The following is a 20,994-nucleotide window of genomic DNA, read 5'->3' on the forward strand; positions in this document are numbered from 1 at the left end:
CAACGCGCACCCCCATGTTCCATGCGTTGAAACCTGTCGTTTGCGCATCGGACGCGGCGCACCGGCCGCGCCGATGAACTCGCAAGCTCCGCATCCGGCGCCGCGCCGCATCGCGCATCTCGACATGGATGCGTTCTTCGCATCGGTGGAGTTGCTGCGCTATCCCGAACTGCGCGGCATGGCGGTGGTGGTGGGCGGCGGCCGCAGCGCCACGCCGGAAACGCTGCCCGACGGCACGCGCCGCTTTCGCCGGCTGCGCGACTACGCGGGGCGGGGCGTCGTCACCACGTCGACGTATGAAGCGCGCAAGTTCGGCGTGTTTTCCGCGATGGGCATGATGAAGGCCGCGCAACTCGCGCCCGACGCCATCCTGCTGCCCACCGATTTCGAGTCGTATCGCCATTACTCGCGGCTCTTCAAGGCGTCCGTCGCCACTTTCACGTCGCAGATCGAGAATCGCGGCATCGACGAAATCTATATCGATGTCGGCGACCTGCCCGGCGAGCCCGCCGAGATCGGCCGCCGCATGAAGGACGCCGTGCACGAAGCCACCGGGTTGACGTGCTCCATCTGCATCGCGCCGAACAAGCTGCTTGCGAAGATCGGCTCCGAACTCGACAAGCCCGACGGCCTCACCATCCTGACGATGGACGACCTGCCCACCCGCATCTGGCCGCTTGCCGCGCGCAAGGTGAACGGCATCGGGCCGAAGGCGAACGAGCGCCTGGCGGCGCTCGGCATCCATACGGTGGGCGACATCGCCGCCGCCGATCCCGGTTTGTTGCAGACGCACTTCGGCGGCACCTACGCGGCGTGGCTCGCCCGCATCGCGCAAGGCGAGGACGACCGGCCCGTGGTCACCCGCTCCACGCCGAAGTCGATGAGCCGCGAAACCACCTTCGAACGCGACTTCCATCCGAAGCAGGATCGCGCGACGCTGTCCGCCGAGTTCACCGCGCTCTGCACGCGCGTTGCCGACGATCTTCAGCGCAAGGGTTATGTCGGCCGCACGGTGGGCATCAAGCTGCGTTTCGACGACTTCCGCACCGTCACGCGCGACCTGACCGTGCCGGTTGCCACGGCGGATCCCGTCGAGATTCGCCGCGCCGCGACCGAATGCCTGAAGCGCATCGCGCTCGAACGGCGTATTCGTCTGCTCGGCGTGCGCGTCAGTGCGCTGGCGGGCCACGACGAGAGCGCGCCCGTAGAACCCACGCAGGTCGAGCTGCCGTTCGACAACCCGGGCGAATGAGCCGGCGCTTCAGGCTTATGACGCGAGCAGATAAGCACATCGCAGATGCTTCGTTGTAGGGCGTCGTGCGGCACGCTAGATTATTCGCTTCCCCGAAGTGACCGATGAAGTGACCGACTCGACCGTGACGACCCTCACCGCTTCCCAAGACGCCGACATTCAAGCATCCGCTGCCGATCAACCCATCGAGATCCATCCGTTCGATGCCCCGCTCGGCGCCGAAGTGCTCGGCCTCGATCTGTCGCGGCCGCTGTCGGCAGCCGACTTCGCGCGCATCCATCGCGCGCACCTGGACTACCACGTACTCGTGTTCCGCGACCAGCGCATCACGCCGGACGAGCAGGTGGCATTCAGCAAGCGCTTCGGGCCGTTGCAGATCCACGTGCTGCATCAGTTCGGGCTCGCAGGCCATCCGGAAGTGCTGATCGTCTCGAACATCACTGAGAACGGCAAGCCGATCGGCCTCGGCGATGCGGGCCATTTCTGGCATTCGGACCTGTCGTACAAGGACAAGCCGAGCCTCGGATCGCTGCTGCATGCGCAGGAACTGCCGTCGGTCGGCGGCGACACGCTGTTCGCCAACCAGCATCTCGCCTGGGACAGCCTGCCCGCGCATCTGCAAAAAGCGGTGGAAGGGCGCGTCGCCGAGCATACCTATCTGGCCAAGTACGCCGAATTGCAGAAGCGCAGCCCGTGGCGGCCGAATCTTTCGGCGGAACAGATTGCCCAGGTCAAGCCGGTGACGCATCCCGTCGTGCGGACGCATCCGGAAACCAAGCGCCGCGCGCTGTTCGTGAGCGAGCACTTCACCACGCGCGTGATCGGCTTGCCTGACGACGAAAGCCAGTCCTTGCTTGCTGAACTCTTCGCGCACAGCACGCGGCCGGAGTTCATCTATCGCCATCAATGGCAGCCGCGCGACATGGTCTTCTGGGACAACCGCTCGGTGATGCACCTCGCGGCCGGCACGCCCGACGATCAGCGCCGCAAGCTGTATCGCACGACCATCGAAGGCGACGCGCCTTTTTGATCCTTTAGCCGCACATCAACGATTCAATCACGGGGTTTCATCGATGCAGTCTCGCAAAGGGAAGGGCGCGGCGCGCGCACTCGGCGCCGTGCTGGCGGTCGCGTTGGGCGTGACATCGGCGGGCGCGCGGGCCGAAGGCACGCTTCGGGTCGCCGAGCAGTTCGGCGTCGTCTATCTGTTGCTCAACGTCGCGCGCGACCAGAAGTTCATCGAGCAGGAGGGCAAGAAGGAAGGGCTCGAGATCACGGTCGAATGGGCGAAGCTCTCGGGCGGCGCGAGCGTCAACGACGCACTGCTGTCCGGTTCCGTCGATATCGCGGCGGCCGGCGTCGGTCCGCTGCTGACCATCTGGGACCGCACGCATGGACGTCAGAATGTGAAGGGCGTGGCGTCGCTCGGCAATTTTCCGTATTACCTCGTGTCGAACGATCCGCGCGTGAAGACCATCGCAGACTTCACCGACAAGGACCGCATCGCGGTGCCGGCGGTGGGCGTGTCGGTGCAATCGCGCGTGCTGCAGTATGCCGCCGCGAAGACCTGGGGCGACAAGGCTTACGACCGCCTCGACAAATACACGCAAGCGGTGCCGCATCCCGATGCCGCTGCCGCGGTCATCGCGGGCGGTACGGAGATCAATGCGCACTTCGGCAATCCGCCGTTCCAGCAGCAGGAACTTGCTGGCAATCCGAAGGCGCACATTGTGCTCAATTCCTACGATGTGCTCGGCGGCCCGAGTTCAGCAACCGTGCTCTATGCCACCGAGAAGTTCCGCAACGAGAACCCGAAGACGTATCGCGCGTTCGTCGCCGGTCTCGCCGATGCGGCGAACTTCATCACGCAGCATCCGGAACAGGCCGCCGATATTTATCTGCGCGTGAATCAGGCGCGGCTCGACCGCGATCTGCTGATCAAGGTCATCAAGGATCCGGCAGTGCAGTTCAAGGTGGCGCCGCAGAATACCTTCGGACTTGCGCAGTTCATGCATCGGGTCGGCGTCATCAAGAACGAGCCGAAGTCGTGGCAGGACTACTTCTTCACCGATCCGGCGACCAGGAACGGCAGTTGAGACAGGCTGCGCGTTTATCGGCGGAGGTGGATTGGTTATGCGCAATGATTGGTTCTCGCACGGTGCGCGCGCCGCTATCGTAAGCGTTTGCTTTCCAGCCTCTGCGCAGAATCAACATGGCCGCCAACCCTCAAGCGCTATATTCACCGCCCCCCGAAGCGCACGCTTCGACGAGCGGCAAGTTGCTCAGCGTGGAGCACGTTTCGCTCGAATACCGCACGCCCGAACGGATCGTGCGGGCCACGCACGACGTCAGCTTCGATGTTTACGGCGCGGACCGCTTCGTGCTGCTGGGCCCGTCGGGCTGCGGCAAGTCGACTTTGCTGAAGGCGGTCGCGGGCTTCATCGAGCCGGTGGCGGGCCGGATCGACATCGGCGGGGAACGCGTGCGTGGGCCGGGTCCGGATCGCATTGTCGTGTTCCAGGAATTCGACCAGTTGCCGCCGTGGAAGACCGTCGTGCAGAACGTGGCCTTTCCGCTGCGCGCCGCGCGCAAGCTGGGACGCGCCGAAGCGCGTGAACGCGCGCTGCATTATCTCGACAAGGTCGGTCTCGCTTCTTTCGCCGACGCCTATCCGCATACGCTCTCGGGCGGCATGAAGCAGCGTGTCGCCATTGCACGGGCGCTCGCGATGCAGCCGCGCGTCCTCCTGATGGACGAGCCGTTCGCCGCGCTCGACGCCCTCACGCGCCGCCGCATGCAGGAAGAACTGCTGCGCCTGTGGAGCGACGAGCGCTTTACGTTGTTGTTCGTCACGCATTCGATCGAAGAGGCGTTGATCGTCGGCAATCGCATTTTGTTGTTGAGTCCGCATCCCGGACGCGTGCGCGCCGAACTGAACAGCCATCAATACACTCAGGAAAGCATGGGGCGCGGCGAATTCCAGCAGAGCGTCGCCCGGATTCATCGCTTGCTGTTCGAAGAGGAGGCCGCGCAATGAGCACGCCGCATCTGATCGTGCCGCCGGTGCGGCCGGAGTATGAAGTCGAACCGCCCGCGCCGGAAGGCATCGGCCACGAGGCGCCGCTGCCGCTCTCGAAGCGTCTGCTGGATCAGGCCTGGCTGCGCAAGACGTTCATCGCGCTGGTGTTGATCGGCCTGTGGGAGATCGCGGCGCGCAGCGTCGACAACGACCTGCTGCTGCCCACGTTCAGCGCGACCTTCATCGCGTTCGTGCAGGGTATTGCGTCGGGTGAATTGATCGAGAAGATCGGCATCTCGATGTCGGTGCTGCTGCGCGGCTATGCGCTCGGCGCACTGCTCGCGTTCGTGCTGACTTCGCTGGCTGTGTCGACGCGGATCGGCCGCGACATCCTTTCGATGCTCACCGCAATGTTCAACCCGTTGCCGTCCATCGCGCTATTGCCGCTCGCGCTGTTGTGGTTCGGCTTGGGCACGGGCAGCCTGCTGTTCGTGCTGGTGCACTCGGTGCTGTGGCCGCTTGCTCTCAACACGTATGCTGGATTCCAGGCGGTGCCCGCGACCCTGCGCATGACGGGCCGCAACTATGGCCTGACCGGCCTGCGTCACGTGCTGCTGATTCTCGTGCCGGCCGCGTTGCCTTCCATCCTGGCGGGCTTGCGGGTGGGCTGGGCGTTCGCGTGGCGCACGCTGATTGCCGCCGAACTCGTGTTCGGCGCGAGTTCGGGCAAGGGCGGGCTTGGCTGGTACATCTTCCAAAACCGCAACGAGCTTTATACGGACCGCGTGTTCGCGGGACTGGCGGCGGTCATCGTGATCGGTCTGGCGGTCGAGCATCTGGTCTTCGATACCATCGAGCGCGTCACGGTGCGCCGCTGGGGCGTGCAGCAGTAAGCGGCGGCGCTCAACGCGTCGCGTCGTCTTCGGCGCGAATGAAGTCGATGAACGCGCGCAACGGCCCCGGCATGTGCGCGCGGCTCGGATAGTAGAGGCGCGGGCCGGTGAAACTCTGCCACCACGGCTTGAGCACCGGCACGAGCGCGCCGCTTTCGATGCCGCCGCGCACGAACTCATCGAAGGTATAGACAAGCCCCAGGCCCGCCGTGACGGCGGCGCGCGCCACTTCCACCGAAGACGTCACGAGCGGCCCTTGCGGCGCGATCCGTATCGTTTCCTTGCCGCGCACGAATTCCCATGCGGCGAGCACTCCGCTGTCGAACCGATGCCCGATGCACGCGTGATTCACCAGATCGCGCGGATGCTTCGGTTCGCCGTGCGCGGCGAGATACGCGGGTGCGGCCACCGCGACGAAGCGCTGGATGCGCGGGCCGATGGGCACGGCGATCATGTCGCGCTCGATGCTTTCGTCGTAGCGGATGCCCGCGTCGAAGCCGGCGGCGAGCACGTCGATGAAGCGGTCCGTTGCGGTGATCTCCACCTTGATGCCCGGATGCGCGGTTAGAAAGCGCGCGACGATGGGCGGCAGGATCTCGCGCGAGACGATGCGCGGCACGTTCAGGCGCAGCGTGCCGGTGGGACTGTCGCGAAAGCCGTTCACGGCATCCAGCGCGCCGGCAATTTCCGCGAACGCGGGCGCGAGCCGTTCGATCAAGCGCTCGCCGGCTTCGGTCGGCGTGACGCTGCGCGTGGTGCGATTGAGCAGCCGCACGCCGAGCCGCGCTTCCAGCCGGCGTACCGCCTCGCTCAGCGAAGACGCCGATACGCCCCGCAACAGCGCCGCCTGCCTGAAGCCGCGCGAGCGCGCGACCGCCAGGAACGCGTGGAGATCGGACAGATCGGGTTCGCTCATTGTTCGCCTTTGGCGCACAGCCCGTTCGGATTGGGATGGATTATCGCACGCATGCCTTGCTCCCATAATGGTCTGCATTGCCGCCCTTCGCGCGGCGCCAGTCCACAGGAGAGAACCAGCATGGAATCACGCAGACTTGGCGGGACCGGGCCGCAAACCGGCGCCATCGGGCTCGGATGCATGGGCATGTCGGGTGTGTACGGGCCGTCGGATCGCGCGGCGGGCATTGCCACGATTCACGCCGCGCTCGAAGCCGGCGTCACGCTGCTTGACACCGGTGATTTCTACGGCATGGGCCACAATGAACTGCTGATCGGCGAGGCGCTCAGAAGTGCGCCGCCCTCGCGCCGGGACGCGGCCATCTTGAGCGTGAAGTTCGGCGGCATGCGCGATCCCGCGGGCAACTTCATCGCGTTCGATGGCCGTCCCGTCGCCGTCAAGAACTCGCTGGCGTATACGTTGCAACGCCTGGGCGTCGAGACGATCGATATCTATCGCCCGGCGCGGCTGGATGCGAACGTGCCGATCGAGGACACGGTCGGCGCAATCGGCGACATGATCCAGGCGGGCTACGTGCGTCATGTCGGGCTTTCGGAAGTCGGCGCGCAGACCATTCGCCGCGCGGCCGCCGTGCATCCGGTGGTGGACGTGCAGATCGAGTATTCGCTGATCTCGCGCGGCATCGAGGAGGCGATCCTGCCCGCGTGCCGGGAGCTCGGCATCGGCATCACGGCGTATGGGGTGCTATCGCGCGGACTCATCAGCGGGCATTGGGGCGCGGCGGCGCCGCAAGCCAACGACTGGCGCGCGTATAGTCCGCGGTTCCAGCAGGGCAACGTCGAACGTAATCTGGCGCTGGTCGAGGCCTTGCGGAAGATTGCGGAGGCCAAGGGCGTGAGCGTGGCGCAGCTTGCCATCGCGTGGGTGCTGGCACAGGGCAAGGACATCGTGCCGGTGATCGGCGCGCGGCGTCCGGAACGGCTGACGGAATCGCTCGGCGCACTCGATGTGACGCTTACGCCGGACGAGCTTGCCGCCGTGGAAGCGGCCGTGCCGAAGGGCGCGGCGGCCGGCGATCGCTACGAAGCCGTGCAGATGGCGCATCTCGACAGCGAGAAGGGTTAGCGTTCTGCGCGCTTAAGGCTGCTCAGTGCGCTTCTGGGGGACGTGCAGCGTCTTTGTGCGGCGTGCGTCCCTTGCGCAGGAACACCCAGGCATTGAACGCTGCGCCGGCGAACATCAGCACGCTGGTCATGACGAAGACGGAGCGCATGCCTGCATGAGCGGCGATGAAGCCGCCCGCGAGCGGTCCCGCGACCTGGCCGATGTACTGTGCGGACGTTGCGTAGCCGAGGATATAGCCGACGGTGTGATCCGGCACGTTGTGACGCACGACGCTCGTAATGGCGGGCAGCAGGCCGCCGAGCGCGAGTCCCATGAGGAAGCGCAGCACGACGAGCTGGGTGCCGTTGGTGACGAAGGTTTGCGGAATCAGCAATACGCCGCACAGCGCGAGACAGCAGACGATCACCTTGGTGGCGCCGAGGCGATCCGCAAGCCGCCCGATGCGTGGCGCGGCGAGCACGCTGCCGAGAGCGGCGGCGGACATCACGATGCCGGCGACCAGCGTGACCTGCTTTGGGTCCTGGACGAGCTGCGACACGTAGATCGTGATGATCGGCTCGATGGACATGTTGGCGAACATGAGCAGCATGGCGCTGCCGAGCATGGCGAAGACGGGGGTGAGCAGGGGGACGTCGCGCCAGCCGCCGCTGCGTCGGGACTTCGAGGGATCCGGTGCGCGCCGCTCTTCCTTGACGAAGAGCGTTGTCATGATGAAAGAGCAGAAAATCAGCCCGCCTGCGAGAAAGAAGGTCGCGCGGATGCCGATCAAACCTGGCAGCAGCCCGCCGACCAGCGGTCCGACCAGGTTGCCCGCCATCATGCCGGCCGCGTGCGTGCCGAGCGCCCAGGCGGTGCGGTGCTTGGGCGTCTGGGTGGCGATCATGACGATGGCGCCGCTCGCGTAACCGCCGACGAGCCCCGCGAGGAAGCGTATGGCCACCAGTTGCCAGACTGTCTGCACAACGCCGAGCAGGGACATGGTGATGGCCATGCCGAGGCTGGCGCGAATCAGGATGGGCTTGCGGCCGTAGCGATCGGCGAGCCGGCCCCAGAGCGGCGCGACGAGTCCCGCGCTGAGAAAGGTCGCGCCGAACGCGACGCCCGACCACTGCACCGCCGCCGCCTCCGACGACGCGCCCAACTGCTGCACGTAGAGCGGCAGGAAGGGCAGCAGCAGGGTCATCGCCACGACGGTGGTGAACGAGCCGAAGAGACAGATGTAGAGATTGCGTTGCCAGTGAGGGGAGACGGCGGAAGGTGGCTGGGACGGCGAGGCGGACATAGAAAAGGGGGGAGTGGAGCGGTTTTGCCGTGACTGTGGCAGATTTTTAATTGTTCTGCTGGCCGCCGAAAATCCGGCAGCTTCACGAGGCACGCAAACTGCGTGCGCCAGACGGCCTGATTTCGATCGTTCGATGGAGATGCTCCGAGTGAAGATCGCGACATTCAATATCAATGGCGTTCGGCCGCGGCTCGCTGCCTTGCTGAGCTGGCTCGAACGCGAGGCGCCCGACATCGTTTGCCTGCAGGAACTGAAGGCCACGGATGCGCAGTTTCCCGCGGAGGCCATTGCCCAGGCTGGGTATGGCGCGGTGTGGCATGGGCAGCCGTCGTGGAACGGCGTGGCGATCCTTGCGAAGGGCGCGGAGCCGGTGCTGAGCCGCAAGGGCGTGCCGGGCTTCGAAGACGATACGCACAGCCGCTATATCGAGGCGGCGGTGGGCGGCTTGCTGATCGGCTGCCTGTATCTGCCGAACGGCAATCCGCAGCCGGGGCCGAAGTTCGACTACAAGCTCGCGTGGTTCGAGCGGTTCAACGCGCATGCGCGGGCGCTGTTCGACAGTGGCCATCCGGTCGTGCTGGCGGGCGACTACAACGTCGTGCCGACTGACGAAGACATCTACAACACGCGATCGTGGAAGAAGGATGCGCTGCTGCAACCGGAGAGCCGCGCGGCCTATGCGGAGCTTCTCGCGCAGGGCTGGACGGATGCGTTGCGCAAGACTTTTCCCGATGAGCGCATTTATACCTTCTGGGATTACTTTCGCAATCACTGGCAGACCAATTCGGGTTTGCGCATCGATCATCTTCTGCTCAGCAAGGATCTTGCGAAGAAGCTGACCGGCGCGGGCGTCGATACGTGGGTGCGCGGCGAGCCGCATGCAAGTGATCATGCGCCGACGTGGATCAGGCTCAAGGCGTCGCGCGGACGGGGCGGCTAGACGCGCTCGGCGCGGGTGGCGGGCAGCGATGCGAGAAATTGCATGACGTGTTCGCGGCCGCCTTGGGTCCATACGTTGAGGTGATCGGCGCCTTCTATCAGCGCGATGCGCTTCTCGCCGCGCGCGGCGTCGTGCAGGCGCTGGAACTGATCGGGCGGGATGACGCCGTCGGCGGTGCCGCCGTAGATCAGGAGCGGCGCTCGGACGGAGGCGATCTTCGCGAGACTGTCGTAGCGGTCGCGGGCGAGCGTGCGCACGGGGAAGAGCGGGAAGCGTCGGGCGGCGACATCTACGATGCTGGTGAAGGGCGCTTCCAGGATCAGCGCGGTTACGGGTTGCTCGGTCGCAAGCTGGACCGCTACGCCGGAGCCCAATGAGTATCCGTGCAGGACGATGTTCTCCGAACGGGCTGATACGAAGGAGTAGGCGGCGCGGGCATCGGCGTAGAGGCCGGGTTCGCTCGGTTTGCCCGGGTTGCCGCCATAGCCGCGGTATTCGGCGAGCAATATGCCGTAGCCGGCGTTGATCATCTCTAGCGCGATGTGGCCTCGCTGGAAGAGGTCTTCGCCGTTGCCGTGGAACAGGATGATTGTGGGGGTGGTTTTGTCGGGGGCTGGACGGTAACGCACCGTCAGGGTTATGCCATCGTCGGTTTTTATGCTGACGGGTTTTGTTTGATCCTCCAGATCGTGGTTTTTTAAGGATGTGATCTGTTCGAGTGGGTAGACCAGGCGGCCCTGTAGCCAATAGAGCCCCATCAACGCTATGGCGTAGATCATTGCTATCGCTGTAGGTATGAGCCAAAGGGCGAGGGACATTGGTTTCTTGCCTTTGCGGCTGTTTCTGGGTTCGGTTGGTCTTATGGTAAAGGGGTTTTGGTTTGAGTTCGGTGGGTTTCGTCGCGGTTGTGGTTGTTCGCTTGGGCTTCTAGGGACTTCCTGTGTTCGCGTCGGTGGATTTGCACTACCCCCGGTCTTCGCTCTGGTCCTTCGCGGGGTTGCTTGTGTTTGCCTGCGCGTCTATGGACTTCCTGTATTCGCGTCGGTCTGTTAGCACTGCCCCTCCCCGGGGCGGGGGTAACTTTCTTTGCCGCTGCAAAGAAAGTCACCAAAGAAAGCAGCTTTCTTATCGCCCAGCGTCATCACACGGGCACAGCACAGAACCCCGTTTCTGGCACTGCATTAGAGAGTGCCCTCACAGGCCCCACCGGGCTTGGATCGCGGACCCACTGGGACAAACTGCCGTTCAACAAACTGGTGCAGCCATTGAAAGCGCCGGCCCAGCGCTACGCGCTGCCGAAGGGTATGCAAGGGAAACCGAGGGGAGGCACAGGCAGCAAAATGGACGCGTTAGCGCGCGAGCACGGGAGCACGGGCAGACCCGATTGACCGGACGGCGGCGCGTAGCGCTGCGCCGGAGCATTCAAGGGCTGCACCAGTTTGTTCTGTGGTGCGATTTCACAGTGGGTCCGCGATCCAAGCCCGGTTAGGCCTATGAGGGCACTCGCTACTGCCGGGCCAGAAACAAGGTTCTATGCTGCGCCCGTAATTTGACCTTGGGCGGAAAGAAAAGCTGCTTTCTTTGGTGACTTTCTTTGCAGCCGCAAAGAAAGTTACCCCCGCCCCGGGGAGGGGCAGTGCTAGTAGACCGACGTGATTACGGGAAGTCCATGGAAGCGTGTGGCAAACACAAAGAACCACGCGAAGACTCCCGCCCCGGGGAGGGGCAGTGCTAACAGACCGACGCGAATACAGGAAGTCCATAGAAGCGCAAGCGAACAAGAACAAGAACAAGAACAAGAACAAGAACAAGAACAAGAACAAGAACAAGAACAACAACAACCGCAAGCGAACAAACAACGAGCGCGAGGCAGACGAGCGAACCACCGAATTGCATTCAATCCCGTGACACAACATCCTCCGCACCCTTCCCGAGGCTTAAGGGAATCTCGGCAGCGATAGCCTCCCCAACTTCCAACCCATCGCCCCCGCGATTAAACAACGCATTAAGCAAAATGGCGAACACAGCAGCGAGCGTAATCCCGCTATGCGTAAGCGGCCCTGCCCACACAGGCATGTGGGCAAAAAACGAGGGCGCGACGAGCGGAATAACCCCCACCCCAAGGCTGATGGCAATAATGAGCAGATTGTTCTTGCTCTCGAAGTCCACCTTGGCAAGGATCTTGACCCCTGTCGCCGCGACCATCCCGAACATGGCGATCCCCGCGCCCCCCAACACGACGACCGGAATCGAAGCAATCAGATTCGACAGCTTCGGCAGCAAGCCGAGCAGAATCAGAATGACCCCCGAAACCGCGACCACCCAGCGGCTCTTCACGCCAGTGATCCCCACGAGCCCGATGTTCTGCGAAAACGACGAATGCGGAAACGTATTGAAGATGCCGCCGATCACCGTCCCAAGCCCATCAGTACGCAACCCGCGCGTGGCGTCATTGCGCGATACCGGCCGCATCGTCAGATCGCCCAGCGCAAGAAACATCCCGAGCGATTCCACCATGATGACAACCATCACCAGACACAGCGACGCAATCGCCGCGAGATCAAAGCTCGGCATGCCGAACGCAAACGGCCGCACCGGCGCGAACCATGCCGCCTGACCAATGCCCGAGAAATCGACGAAACCAAACGGCAAGGCCAGCACGAAGCCAATCGCCATCCCAAGCAGCACCGAAATATTGGCGATAAAGCCCTTCAAATACTTGTTGATGAGCAAAATCGTCAGCAGCACGATAGCCGCGACCAGCAAGTTACGCGGCTCGCCGAAGTTCGCCGCGCCGCGTCCGCCACCGGCCCAGTTGATCGCCACCGGGAACAGCGTCATGCCAATCGTCAGGATGATCGTGCCGGTGACGATCGGCGGAAAAAAGCGCATCAGGCGGCCAAAAAACGGCGCGATCAGAATCGCAAACACGCCCGCCGCAATGGTCGCGCCGAAGATCGCCGTGATCCCCGCGCCGGACGACGCCATCGCGACCATCGGGCCAACCGGCGCGAAGCTCACCCCCATGATGACCGGCAGCCGGATGCCGAACTTCCACACCCCGAGACACTGCACCAGCGTAACGATGCCGCAAGCGAACAAATCCGAGCTGATGAGAAACGCCACCTGCTCCTTCGGCAGCTTCAGCGCCGCGCCAATGATGAGCGGCACCGCAATGGCGCCCGCGTACATCACCAGCACGTGCTGGATGCCCACGGCGAGCATCTGGCCGAAAGGCAGCACTTCGTCAACTGGATGAAGGGTGTGGGCCATGTGCGCTCCAGCGGGATCGGAGGGATAGTGCGCCCGAGTATTGCACCGTACCCTGGTCGGAAAAATAATCACGCCGCTATACACGGCATCGCGCGTGCGCACCTTGCCAGCGCATCGCGGACAAAGCCTCGCGCGCCGCCGCCGTGAAGTCGCGCGCGCCCGGCACGATGCACTACACTGTGCTCCACGCCGCCCAAGGCGCGTTCGTGTCATTCGCAGATACGGAGCCAGTCACGATGAACCTGCTCTTCGTCGACGACAACCACGCTTGCATCGAGACGCTCGTCGATATCGCAAGCGGGCTGGGGCATTCCGCCGCCGTCGCGCATGACGGCGCCGCCGGTCTCGCGCTGGCCTTGCGCGAGCGCTTCGACCGCATTTTCCTCGACATCTCCCTCCCCGACGCCGACGGCCGCGAAATCTGCAGCGCCATCCGCGCCGCCGGCCCAAGCAGCGACGCACGCATCATCGCCATGACCGGCCATACCGACATCATCGAAGGCAGCGGCGACACCGACTTCGACGGCTTCCTCCTCAAGCCCATCAGCCTGCCCGCCCTCGAACTCTTCCTGCTGTCCGACTAAGTCATCCATCGTCCGGATATTTGACCGCTTTTTGTCCAGGCCTTGATGCACGACCGGGAGTAATTGCCGATTCTTCCGGCGTGCATCCATCGCCACGCGGAGAAATCCGCGAATCCCTTATCCATAAAGGCTTTCCGGACTGTCGATTTTCGGGACGGCGTGCTACATTCCGAGCGCCTTTGCGTTGCCTCGCGCCATGCGCGGCAGCGCGATACCAAATAACGATGGCGGGCCACGTCGCCCGATCGAACCAACACGCACAAGGATCTCGGCATGGAAATGGTCGGCGGAATGCAGCTTGCCCAGTTGTTCGACAGCAACCAGGAAGCGCTGTTCGCGGAATGGTTCACGCAGCAGCACGCGATCGCGTCGCGGCGCGGGCTGGTCGGCGAAGCGGAATTGCGCAATCAGTTTTCGCAATTCGTCGCGCTGTTGACGGACGCACTCAGCACGAACGAACGGGTCGATTTCAAGGCGCCCGCCTGGCAGGAAGTCCGCGCGTTCCTCGCGGACATGTCGTCGCAGCGCGCGCGCCAGGGGTTCACGCCGGTCGAAACCGCGATGTTCGTGTTCTCGCTCAAGCAGCCGCTCTTCATGCGCCTGCGCGACTCGCGCAAAAACGACGCCGCGACACTCGCCGATCTCACCTGGATGATCAGCACGCTGTTCGACGAGCTCGGCCTGTACACCACCGAAGTGTTCCAGGCGAGCCGTGAGCAAGTGATCGTGCGTCAGCAGCAGGAACTGCTCGAGCTGTCCACCCCTGTCGTGCAACTGTGGGACGGCATTCTCGCGCTGCCGCTGATCGGCACGCTCGATTCCGCGCGCACCCAGGTCGTGATGGAAAACCTGTTGCAGAAAATCGTCGAGACCGGCGCGGCCATCTCGATCATCGACATCACCGGCGTGCCTACCGTCGATACGCTCGTCGCGCAGCATCTGCTCAAGACCGTCGCGGCCGCGCGCCTGATGGGCGCGGACTGCATCATCAGCGGCATTCGCCCGCAAATCGCGCAGACCATCGTGCATCTCGGCGTCAACCTCTCGAACGTCACGACCAAGGCCACGCTCGCCGCGGCTTTCGTGGTCGCACTCCAGCGCACCGGCAAGTCCGTGGCAGGCGGCGGCGCGCCGGACGGCGCACGCAGCGCACGCGGCGGCGACGCCCACGATTCGCTGCAACCCGAATGACGCGTCATCACGCCATTCGCACCACACACGACACGTCACGCGACTGAACTGGACCGAAGCGATGGAACGCATTCCGATTCTCACGATGGGCAAGCTCCTGCTCGTCACCATCCAGGTGGACATGCACGATCGGCTCGCGCTCACGCTCCAGGACGACCTGACGAGCCGCATCGTGAAGGACAACGCCAAGGGCGTGCTGATCGACATTTCTTCACTCGACGTGGTTGATTCCTTCATCGGCCGCATGATCGGCAACACCGCCGCGATGGCGCGCGTGCTCGATGCCGAAACGGTCGTGGTGGGCATGCAGCCGTCCGTCGCCATTACGCTGGTGGAACTCGGTCTCACGCTGACCGGCGTGCGCACGGCGCTCAACGTGGAGAAGGGCATGGCGTTGCTGACCGGCAGCAGCCCGTTCTGACGGCTGCAGGCGAACGATTTCATGACCACCTTCCATTCCACTGCCGCGCCGGCGTCCTCGTCGCCGCCCGACACGCTGCCGATCCGCAATGACGAGCAGATCGTCCGTCTGCGTCAGTTCCTGAGGCAGAAAGCGGTTGCGCAGGGCCTGTCGCTTATCGACCAGACCAAGTTCGTGACGGCAGCCAGCGAGCTGGCACGCAATACGCTGATCTACGGAGGCGGCGGCGACGCGCATTGCTATGTCGTCGAGCGCAATGGCCGCCGCGGACTCAGGCTCGAATTCGTCGACAACGGTCCTGGTATTCCGGACATCCAGCGTGCGCTCTCGGACGGTTTCACGTCGGGCGGCGGCCTGGGTCTCGGTCTCGGGGGCGCGAAGCGCCTGTGCGACGAGTTCGAAATCCGCTCGGCGCCGGGCGAAGGCACGCACATTTCGATCACTAAATGGAAACCCTTTTGAAGGAATCGATGGCCGCGCAGCAGCGCTACGAGATCGCCGAGGCAACGCAGATCGCCCATGCGCGGCGCTCGATCGGCGAGCTTGCGCGCGGACTCGGCTTCAACGAGACGATCGCGGGCAAGCTTGCCATCGTCGTCACGGAATGCGGCACGAATCTCCTCAAGCACGCCCAGCGCGGCGAACTGCTGATGCGGCCGCTCGCGGACAGCAGCGCAGCCGCCACGCCGCGCTATGGCATCGAGGTGCTGTGCATCGACGGCGGTCCGGGCATCCAGGATCTCTACCGCTGCTTCCAGGACGGCTACACGACCGCAGGCAGCCCCGGCACGGGCATGGGCGCGATCGAGCGCCTCTCCGACGAACTCGACATCTGGAGCGCCCCGGGCCACGGCACGCTGCTGCGCGTCGTGTTCTGGAATACGCCCGCGCCCGCCGGCACGCCGGCCGCGCCGTTGATCTACGGCGTCGTCAATCTGCCGCTGCAGACGGAAACCGTATCCGGCGATGCCTGGTCGTGCCACGCGCACGAAGGCGAATTTACCGTGATGGTCGCCGACGGTCTCGGCCACGGGCCGCTCGCGAACGTCGCGGCGATCGAGGCGGCCAAGGTGCTCGGCACACACGGCGAACAGCCGCTCGACCGCATCATGGACCTCGCCAATGACGCGCTGCGCGCCACGCGCGGCGCGGCGGTGGGAATCGCGCGCATGCCGGCGTCCGGGTCGAAGGCGGGCATGCCGGTCACGTTCGCGGGCATCGGCAATATCTCTGCGAGCGTGTGGACGGAGGCGTCGCACCGGCATCTGGTGACGCACAGCGGCATCGTCGGACATGGGTCGCGGCGCGCGCAGATCTTCGACGTGCCTTATCCGCCGCATGCGCTCGTCGTGCTGCATTCGGACGGGCTCGCGACGCGCTGGGACCTGGCGCGCTATCCGGGCATCGCCATGCGCCATCCGGCGCTCGTCGCGGCGCTGCTGTATCGCGACTTCGCGCGCGGCCGCGACGATATCACCGTCTTCGTCGCCCGCACGACGGGAGGCGCGTAATCATGCAGCCGCTCTACGCGATGCCGCTGCAAGGCGAACACGACGTCGTCACGGCCCGCGTGAAGGCCCGCGAAGCGAGCGCCGCGCTTGGCTTCACATCGCAGGAACAGACGCGCATCGCTACTGCGGTGCTGGAAGTGGCGCGCACCGTGCTGCTCGCGGGCCACTCGCCGCACGCCAATTTTTTCGTGGACGCCGCCGCGCGGCCGCCGCGCTTTATCGTGCGCTTCAAAAGCGGCGCGGGCGAGCGTCTGCGCGGCATGAACCCGGACGATCCGCAGGCCACGCTGGGACTGCTGGCGGCGCAGCGCCTGATGGACGAATGCACGATCGCCGACGAGACGGACGGCGGCACATCGGTCACGCTCGCGAAGGCGTTGCCCGAATCCGTGCTTGTCGACGACGCGACGTTGCAACGCGTGGCGCAGACTCTTGCGCGGCAGTCGGGCGGAAACACCATCGACGAATTGCAGCGCCAGAACCGCGAGCTGATCGCCGCGCTCGCCGACCTGCGCGAGCGGCAGGAAGAGCTGACGCGTCTCACGCGCGAACTGGAGGACACGAATCGCGGCGTGGTCGCGCTCTATGCGGAACTCGACGCGCGCGCCGATCATCTGCGCCGCGCCGATGAATCGAAGTCGCGCTTCCTGTCCAACATGAGCCACGAATTCCGCACGCCGCTGTCGTCCATCCGGGCGCTGTCGAAGCTGCTGCTGGAGCGTATCGACGGCGATCTGACCGGCGAGCAGGAAAAGCAGGTGCGCTTCATCCGCAAGGCGGCGGAAGATCTGTCGGAAACGGTGGACGACCTGCTCGATCTCGCGAAGATCGAAGCCGGCAAGATCGACGTCCGTCCGGCGGAGTTCGAGGTCGACGTGCTCTTCTCGGCGCTGCGCGGCATGCTGCGGCCGTTGTCGCCCGGCGGCGCGGTGGAGCTGATCTTCGAGGACTGCGACGGCCTGCCGCCCATTCACACCGACGAAGCGAAGGTCGCGCAGGTGCTGCGCAACTTCGTCTCGAACGCGCTCAAGTTCACGGAACGCGGCGAGGTGCGGGTGGCCGCGAGCTACGACGAGGCGCGCCGGCTGATCACGTTCTCGGTCAGCGATACGGGCATCGGCATTGCGCCGGAACATCAGCAAGTGGTGTTCGAGGAGTTCGGCCAGGTCGAGAACCGGTTGCAACAGTATGTGAAGGGCACCGGGCTCGGTCTGCCGCTGTGCCGCAAGCTGTGCAAGCTGCTGGGCGGCGATGTATCGCTGACGAGCGAAGCAGGGCGCGGCTCCGTCTTCAGCGCGACGATTCTCGCGCATTATGGCGCGGACGCCGGGGCCGCGCATCATGCCGCTGGGGACACCCGGCCGGCCGTGCTGATCGTCGCGAGCAGCCCGGTCGAGCGGCTCGACTGCGAGGCGGAGCTGCGTGCGTCGCCGTACCGGACGATCACGGCCGCGACGCTCGATGAAGCCGGCCGGCTGCTGGCAAAGACCCAGCCCGCCGCGCTGTTGCTCGCGGCGCGTCCGGCGCCGTCGGAGGCGTGGATCTGGCTGGCGGCGTTGCGCGCGCAGGCGGCCACGCGCGATGTCCCGATCGTCGTGCTCGGACAGGCGGACGATCGCGGCGAAGCGCAGGCGCTCGGCGCCGCGGCCTTTATTGAAGAACCGGTCGGCGGCAGCGGCTTGCCGGACGCGTTGAGCGCCGTGACGCGCATGCACCGCGACGGGAGTCAGGCCACATGAGAAGCGACTGGAACGACGTGCTGATTCTCAACGTCGACGACAACGACGGCGCGCGTTATGCCAAGACGCGCATTCTGTCGCGCGCGGGTTTCAACGTGATCGAGGCCGCCACCGGCAACGGCGCGCTGGAGCGCGTGCGCGCCGAAGCGCCGGATCTCGTGTTGCTCGACGTGAAGCTGCCCGACATCAACGGGCTCGAAGTGTGCCGGCAGATCAAGGCAGCGCCGGAGACGGCGGGCACGCTGGTGCTGCAAACCTCGGCGGCGGCCGTGCACAGCCTCGACCGGATTCGCGGTCTCGAAGGCGGCGCGGACAGTTATCTGACCGAGCCGGTCGAGCCCGCCGAACTGATTGCGCACGTGCGCGCGCTGCTGCGCGCGCGGCTCGCGGAGAATGCGCTGCGCGAGAGCGAAGAACGCTTTCGGCAGCTGGCCGAGAATATCGACGATGTCTTCTGGATGCTCGATCCCGCATCCAATGCCCTGCTCTATGTGAGCCCCGCTTACGCGCATCTGTTCGACACCGGCGGCGGCGCGCCCGCGCCTGCGCCCGGCCCGGATCACTGGTCCGGCGACATCCTGCCGCTCGATCGCGATCACGTGGCCGCGGCGTATCGTCAACTGCTCGCGAACGGCACACCGTACGAAGTGGAGTACCGCATCATGCGCGCGAGCGGCGGGCCGCGCTGGGTCGCGGAGCGCGCGTTCCAGGTCCCCGGCGCGGCGGGGCATCCGGCGCGGCCGTATCGGATTGCGGGCATCGTCAACGACATCTCGGAACGCAAGGCGGCGGAGTTGTTGTTGCGGGAGGCGGACCGCCGCAAGGACGAGTTCCTCGCGATGCTCGCGCACGAGTTGCGCAATCCGCTCGCGCCCATTCGCAACGCGGTGGACCTGCTCGATCCCGACCGCGCGCCGTCCGCGCAGCACTTCTCGACGGTGCGCGCGATCATCGACCGGCAGGTGCGGCATCTGAGCCGTCTCGTCGACGATCTGCTCGACGTCGCGCGCATCACGCAAGGCAAGATCACGCTGCGGCAGGAGACGGTGGATCTCTCGGCGGCGATCGCGGCGGCCATCGAAACCGTGCAGCCCGCGCTCGAGCGCAAGCGCCATACATTGCATGTCGCACTGCCCGATGCACCGCTCTACATTACCGGCGACAACGTGCGGATCGCGCAGGTGTTCGGCAACCTGCTGTCGAACGCATCGAAGTACAGCCTCGAGGAAGGCGAGATCACCGTCGAATCCGAACAGTTCGGCGACGAGGTGCGCATTGCCGTGCGCGACAAAGGCATCGGCATTGCCGCGGACATGCTGCCGCACATCTTCGACCTGTTCGTGCAGTCGGAGACTTCGCTGGAACGCTCGGAAGGCGGATTGGGCATCGGCTTGCCGCTTGCGCAGACGCTCGTCGAATTGCAGGGCGGGCGCATCGAGGCGTTCTCGGCCGGGCCGCAGCAAGGCAGCGAGTTCATTGTGTGGCTGCCGCTGGCGAAGGACGTCGCGGTGGTCGCGCGTGATGCGAGCGCCGCGCCCGCGAGCGTGAGCGCGAGCGCGAGCGCGAGCGGCGGCAGGCGCGTGCTGCTCGTCGACGACAGCGTGGACGCCGCTACCGCCATGTCGCTGCTGCTCGAAGTGGACGGCTACGACGTGCGCACGGCGCACGATGCGCACGCGGCACTCGCGTTGTCGGATGCCTTCCTGCCGCACATCGTGCTGCTCGACATCGGTCTGCCCGGCATGGACGGCTATCAACTCGCCGCCGAAATGCGCGCGCGCCCCGCGACCGCGGACGCGCTGCTGATCGCCGTGACGGGCTATGGGCAGGCGGCTGATCGGCAACGTTCGAAGGACGCCGGCTTCGATCATCACTTCGTGAAGCCGGTGGCGTTCGCGGAAATCCAGCGCGCGGTACAGGCCAGGTTCGAGTAAGCCGAACGCGGTCTGCACGGGCCGCCCTGTCCGCGTTTTCACCTAGCAATCGACGGTTGACGCACAAGGCGTATCAGTCGGACACTCTCATCATCGCGTGATGTGATCACAGGTCACACGAAACGCACGACATCCCGGCAGCCGGACGCAAGAACGGAGGCGATGGTGGCGACACGCTCGACAACCGAGTTACCCGCACTCGAACTCGTGGCACGCGAGACGATGGCGAGCCGCGTCTATTCACAGCTGCGGCAGGCGATCATGACGGGCCGCTTCGCGCCTGGACAGTTGCTGAGTTTGCGCAGCGTCGCGGAGGCGGTCGGTTCGTCGACGATGCCGGTGCGCGCCGCATTGACGCGGCTGCAAGCGGAAGGCGCGTTGATCGACGGTCCGGGCCGTGCGCTGATGGTCCCGCCCATGACCCTCGATCTCCTCGACGAATTGCGCGACGTGCGCATTGCGCTGGAAGGGGCGGTGGCGAAGCGGGCGGCGTCGCGCATGACGCGCGAATCGCTGACGGCCTTGCAGGCTATCTTCGACACGATGGACGCGCACGTCGAAGCCGGCGACGCGCCGGCGTATCTGCGCAGCAACTTCGAATTTCACATTGCCATCTACACGCACGGCGCGAGCGACCTCACGCTGGCGACGATCCAGAACCTCTGGATGCGCATCGGGCCTTTCCTGAATCTGGTTGCACCGGATATTCCGCACATGCGCGGGTCGATGACCGCGCACCGCCATATCGTCGAAGCGCTCTGGCGCGGCGATGGCGATGGCGCACGCGCCGGCATCGAGGAAGACATCGGCGCGGCGGCCGCCGACCTGCAGGAACGCTTGCAAGGCAGCGAACCCGGACTGACCGCCGGAGACACGAACACCAAGGATGACGCACAGGCAAGCGCCTGACGCCG

The 20,994-nt window shown here is 65.1% G+C and carries 20 protein-coding genes; 16 read left to right on the forward strand and 4 right to left on the reverse strand.

Annotated elements, in window-relative coordinates; all coding sequences use genetic code 11:
• Positions 1-73: 73 nt before the first annotated feature.
• From dinB to QCE63_RS27265, 5 genes are all read left to right on the forward strand, one after another.
• Complete coding sequence (gene dinB, locus QCE63_RS27245) at positions 74-1,252, forward strand: DNA polymerase IV (protein ID WP_309837517.1); 1,179 nt, start codon at positions 74-76, stop codon at positions 1,250-1,252.
• A 124-nt stretch (positions 1,253-1,376) separates the two neighbouring features.
• Positions 1,377-2,282: a TauD/TfdA dioxygenase family protein gene (locus tag QCE63_RS27250; RefSeq protein ID WP_404990224.1), complete on the forward strand. Its 906-nt coding sequence runs from the start codon at positions 1,377-1,379 to the stop codon at positions 2,280-2,282.
• A gap of 43 nt (positions 2,283-2,325) precedes the next feature.
• Positions 2,326-3,348 carry an ABC transporter substrate-binding protein gene (locus QCE63_RS27255; RefSeq protein ID WP_309837518.1) on the forward strand — a complete coding sequence of 341 codons (1,023 nt, stop codon included), beginning with the start codon at positions 2,326-2,328 and terminating at the stop codon, positions 3,346-3,348.
• Between the two features lie 116 nt (positions 3,349-3,464).
• The gene (locus QCE63_RS27260; RefSeq protein ID WP_309837519.1) at positions 3,465-4,289 is read left to right on the forward strand and encodes an ABC transporter ATP-binding protein; all 825 of its coding nucleotides are present in this window, start codon (positions 3,465-3,467) and stop codon (positions 4,287-4,289) included.
• Positions 4,286-5,164 (forward strand): ABC transporter permease, encoded by an 879-nt coding sequence (locus QCE63_RS27265; protein ID WP_309837520.1) that lies wholly within the window; start codon positions 4,286-4,288, stop codon positions 5,162-5,164. Before QCE63_RS27260 ends, QCE63_RS27265 begins: the two co-directional genes overlap by 4 nt.
• A gap of 10 nt (positions 5,165-5,174) precedes the next feature.
• Here the strand turns inward: QCE63_RS27265 and QCE63_RS27270 are convergent, their stop codons facing one another.
• The gene (locus tag QCE63_RS27270) at positions 5,175-6,080 is read right to left on the reverse strand and encodes a LysR family transcriptional regulator (RefSeq protein ID WP_309837521.1); all 906 of its coding nucleotides are present in this window, start codon (positions 6,078-6,080) and stop codon (positions 5,175-5,177) included.
• A 120-nt stretch (positions 6,081-6,200) separates the two neighbouring features.
• Here QCE63_RS27270 and QCE63_RS27275 point away from each other — a divergent pair, with 120 nt between their 5' ends.
• Positions 6,201-7,205 carry an aldo/keto reductase gene (locus tag QCE63_RS27275; RefSeq protein WP_309837522.1) on the forward strand — a complete coding sequence of 335 codons (1,005 nt, stop codon included), beginning with the start codon at positions 6,201-6,203 and terminating at the stop codon, positions 7,203-7,205.
• A gap of 22 nt (positions 7,206-7,227) precedes the next feature.
• On the opposite strand, the gene QCE63_RS27280 is transcribed toward QCE63_RS27275, so the two are convergent.
• Positions 7,228-8,487, reverse strand: coding sequence for an MFS transporter (locus QCE63_RS27280; RefSeq protein WP_309837524.1), 1,260 nt, complete (start codon positions 8,485-8,487; stop codon positions 7,228-7,230).
• 139 nt (positions 8,488-8,626) lie between these two features.
• Here QCE63_RS27280 and QCE63_RS27285 point away from each other — a divergent pair, with 139 nt between their 5' ends.
• Entirely contained in the window at positions 8,627-9,427 is an 801-nt protein-coding gene (locus QCE63_RS27285; RefSeq protein ID WP_309839272.1) for an exodeoxyribonuclease III, read from the forward strand.
• On the opposite strand, the gene QCE63_RS27290 is transcribed toward QCE63_RS27285, so the two are convergent.
• Positions 9,424-10,206: an alpha/beta hydrolase gene (locus QCE63_RS27290; protein WP_309837525.1), complete on the reverse strand. Its 783-nt coding sequence runs from the start codon at positions 10,204-10,206 to the stop codon at positions 9,424-9,426. The two genes, QCE63_RS27285 and QCE63_RS27290, sit on opposite strands and share 4 nt — an antisense overlap.
• 949 nt (positions 10,207-11,155) lie before the next feature.
• On the opposite strand from QCE63_RS27290, the gene QCE63_RS27295 reads away from it, so the two are divergent.
• Complete coding sequence (locus tag QCE63_RS27295) at positions 11,156-11,335, forward strand: hypothetical protein (RefSeq protein WP_309837526.1); 180 nt, start codon at positions 11,156-11,158, stop codon at positions 11,333-11,335.
• Here QCE63_RS27295 and QCE63_RS27300 read toward each other — a convergent pair.
• Positions 11,324-12,700: a nucleobase:cation symporter-2 family protein gene (locus QCE63_RS27300; RefSeq protein ID WP_309837527.1), complete on the reverse strand. Its 1,377-nt coding sequence runs from the start codon at positions 12,698-12,700 to the stop codon at positions 11,324-11,326. The genes QCE63_RS27295 and QCE63_RS27300 overlap by 12 nt on opposite strands.
• A gap of 236 nt (positions 12,701-12,936) precedes the next feature.
• Here QCE63_RS27300 and QCE63_RS27305 point away from each other — a divergent pair, with 236 nt between their 5' ends.
• The 8 genes from QCE63_RS27305 (at position 12,937) to QCE63_RS27340 (ending at position 20,989) form a co-directional block, all read left to right on the forward strand.
• On the forward strand, positions 12,937-13,284 hold the full coding sequence (locus QCE63_RS27305) for a response regulator (protein ID WP_309837528.1): 348 nt from the start codon (positions 12,937-12,939) through the stop codon (positions 13,282-13,284).
• A 273-nt stretch (positions 13,285-13,557) separates the two neighbouring features.
• Entirely contained in the window at positions 13,558-14,475 is a 918-nt protein-coding gene (locus tag QCE63_RS27310; protein ID WP_309837530.1) for an STAS domain-containing protein, read from the forward strand.
• Positions 14,476-14,536: 61 nt separating this feature from the next.
• Positions 14,537-14,896: an STAS domain-containing protein gene (locus QCE63_RS27315; protein WP_309837532.1), complete on the forward strand. Its 360-nt coding sequence runs from the start codon at positions 14,537-14,539 to the stop codon at positions 14,894-14,896.
• Positions 14,897-14,917: 21 nt separating this feature from the next.
• Positions 14,918-15,358, forward strand: coding sequence for an anti-sigma regulatory factor (locus QCE63_RS27320; protein WP_309837534.1), 441 nt, complete (start codon positions 14,918-14,920; stop codon positions 15,356-15,358).
• Positions 15,343-16,407 carry an ATP-binding protein/SpoIIE family protein phosphatase gene (locus QCE63_RS27325; protein WP_309837535.1) on the forward strand — a complete coding sequence of 355 codons (1,065 nt, stop codon included), beginning with the start codon at positions 15,343-15,345 and terminating at the stop codon, positions 16,405-16,407. The genes QCE63_RS27320 and QCE63_RS27325 overlap by 16 nt, the downstream gene beginning before the upstream one ends.
• Before the next feature lie 2 nt (positions 16,408-16,409).
• On the forward strand, positions 16,410-18,146 hold the full coding sequence (locus tag QCE63_RS27330) for an ATP-binding protein (RefSeq protein WP_309837537.1): 1,737 nt from the start codon (positions 16,410-16,412) through the stop codon (positions 18,144-18,146).
• Positions 18,143-20,080 (forward strand): response regulator, encoded by a 1,938-nt coding sequence (locus QCE63_RS27335; RefSeq protein ID WP_309837538.1) that lies wholly within the window; start codon positions 18,143-18,145, stop codon positions 20,078-20,080. The genes QCE63_RS27330 and QCE63_RS27335 overlap by 4 nt, the downstream gene beginning before the upstream one ends.
• A 162-nt stretch (positions 20,081-20,242) precedes the next feature.
• A complete protein-coding gene (locus QCE63_RS27340; protein WP_309837539.1) occupies positions 20,243-20,989 on the forward strand; it encodes a GntR family transcriptional regulator in 747 nt (248 codons plus the stop codon).
• The last annotated feature ends 5 nt before the right edge of the window (positions 20,990-20,994 follow it).

This window comes from Caballeronia sp. LZ065 (assembly GCF_031450975.1).
Taxonomy (GTDB): Bacteria; Pseudomonadota; Gammaproteobacteria; order Burkholderiales; family Burkholderiaceae; genus Caballeronia.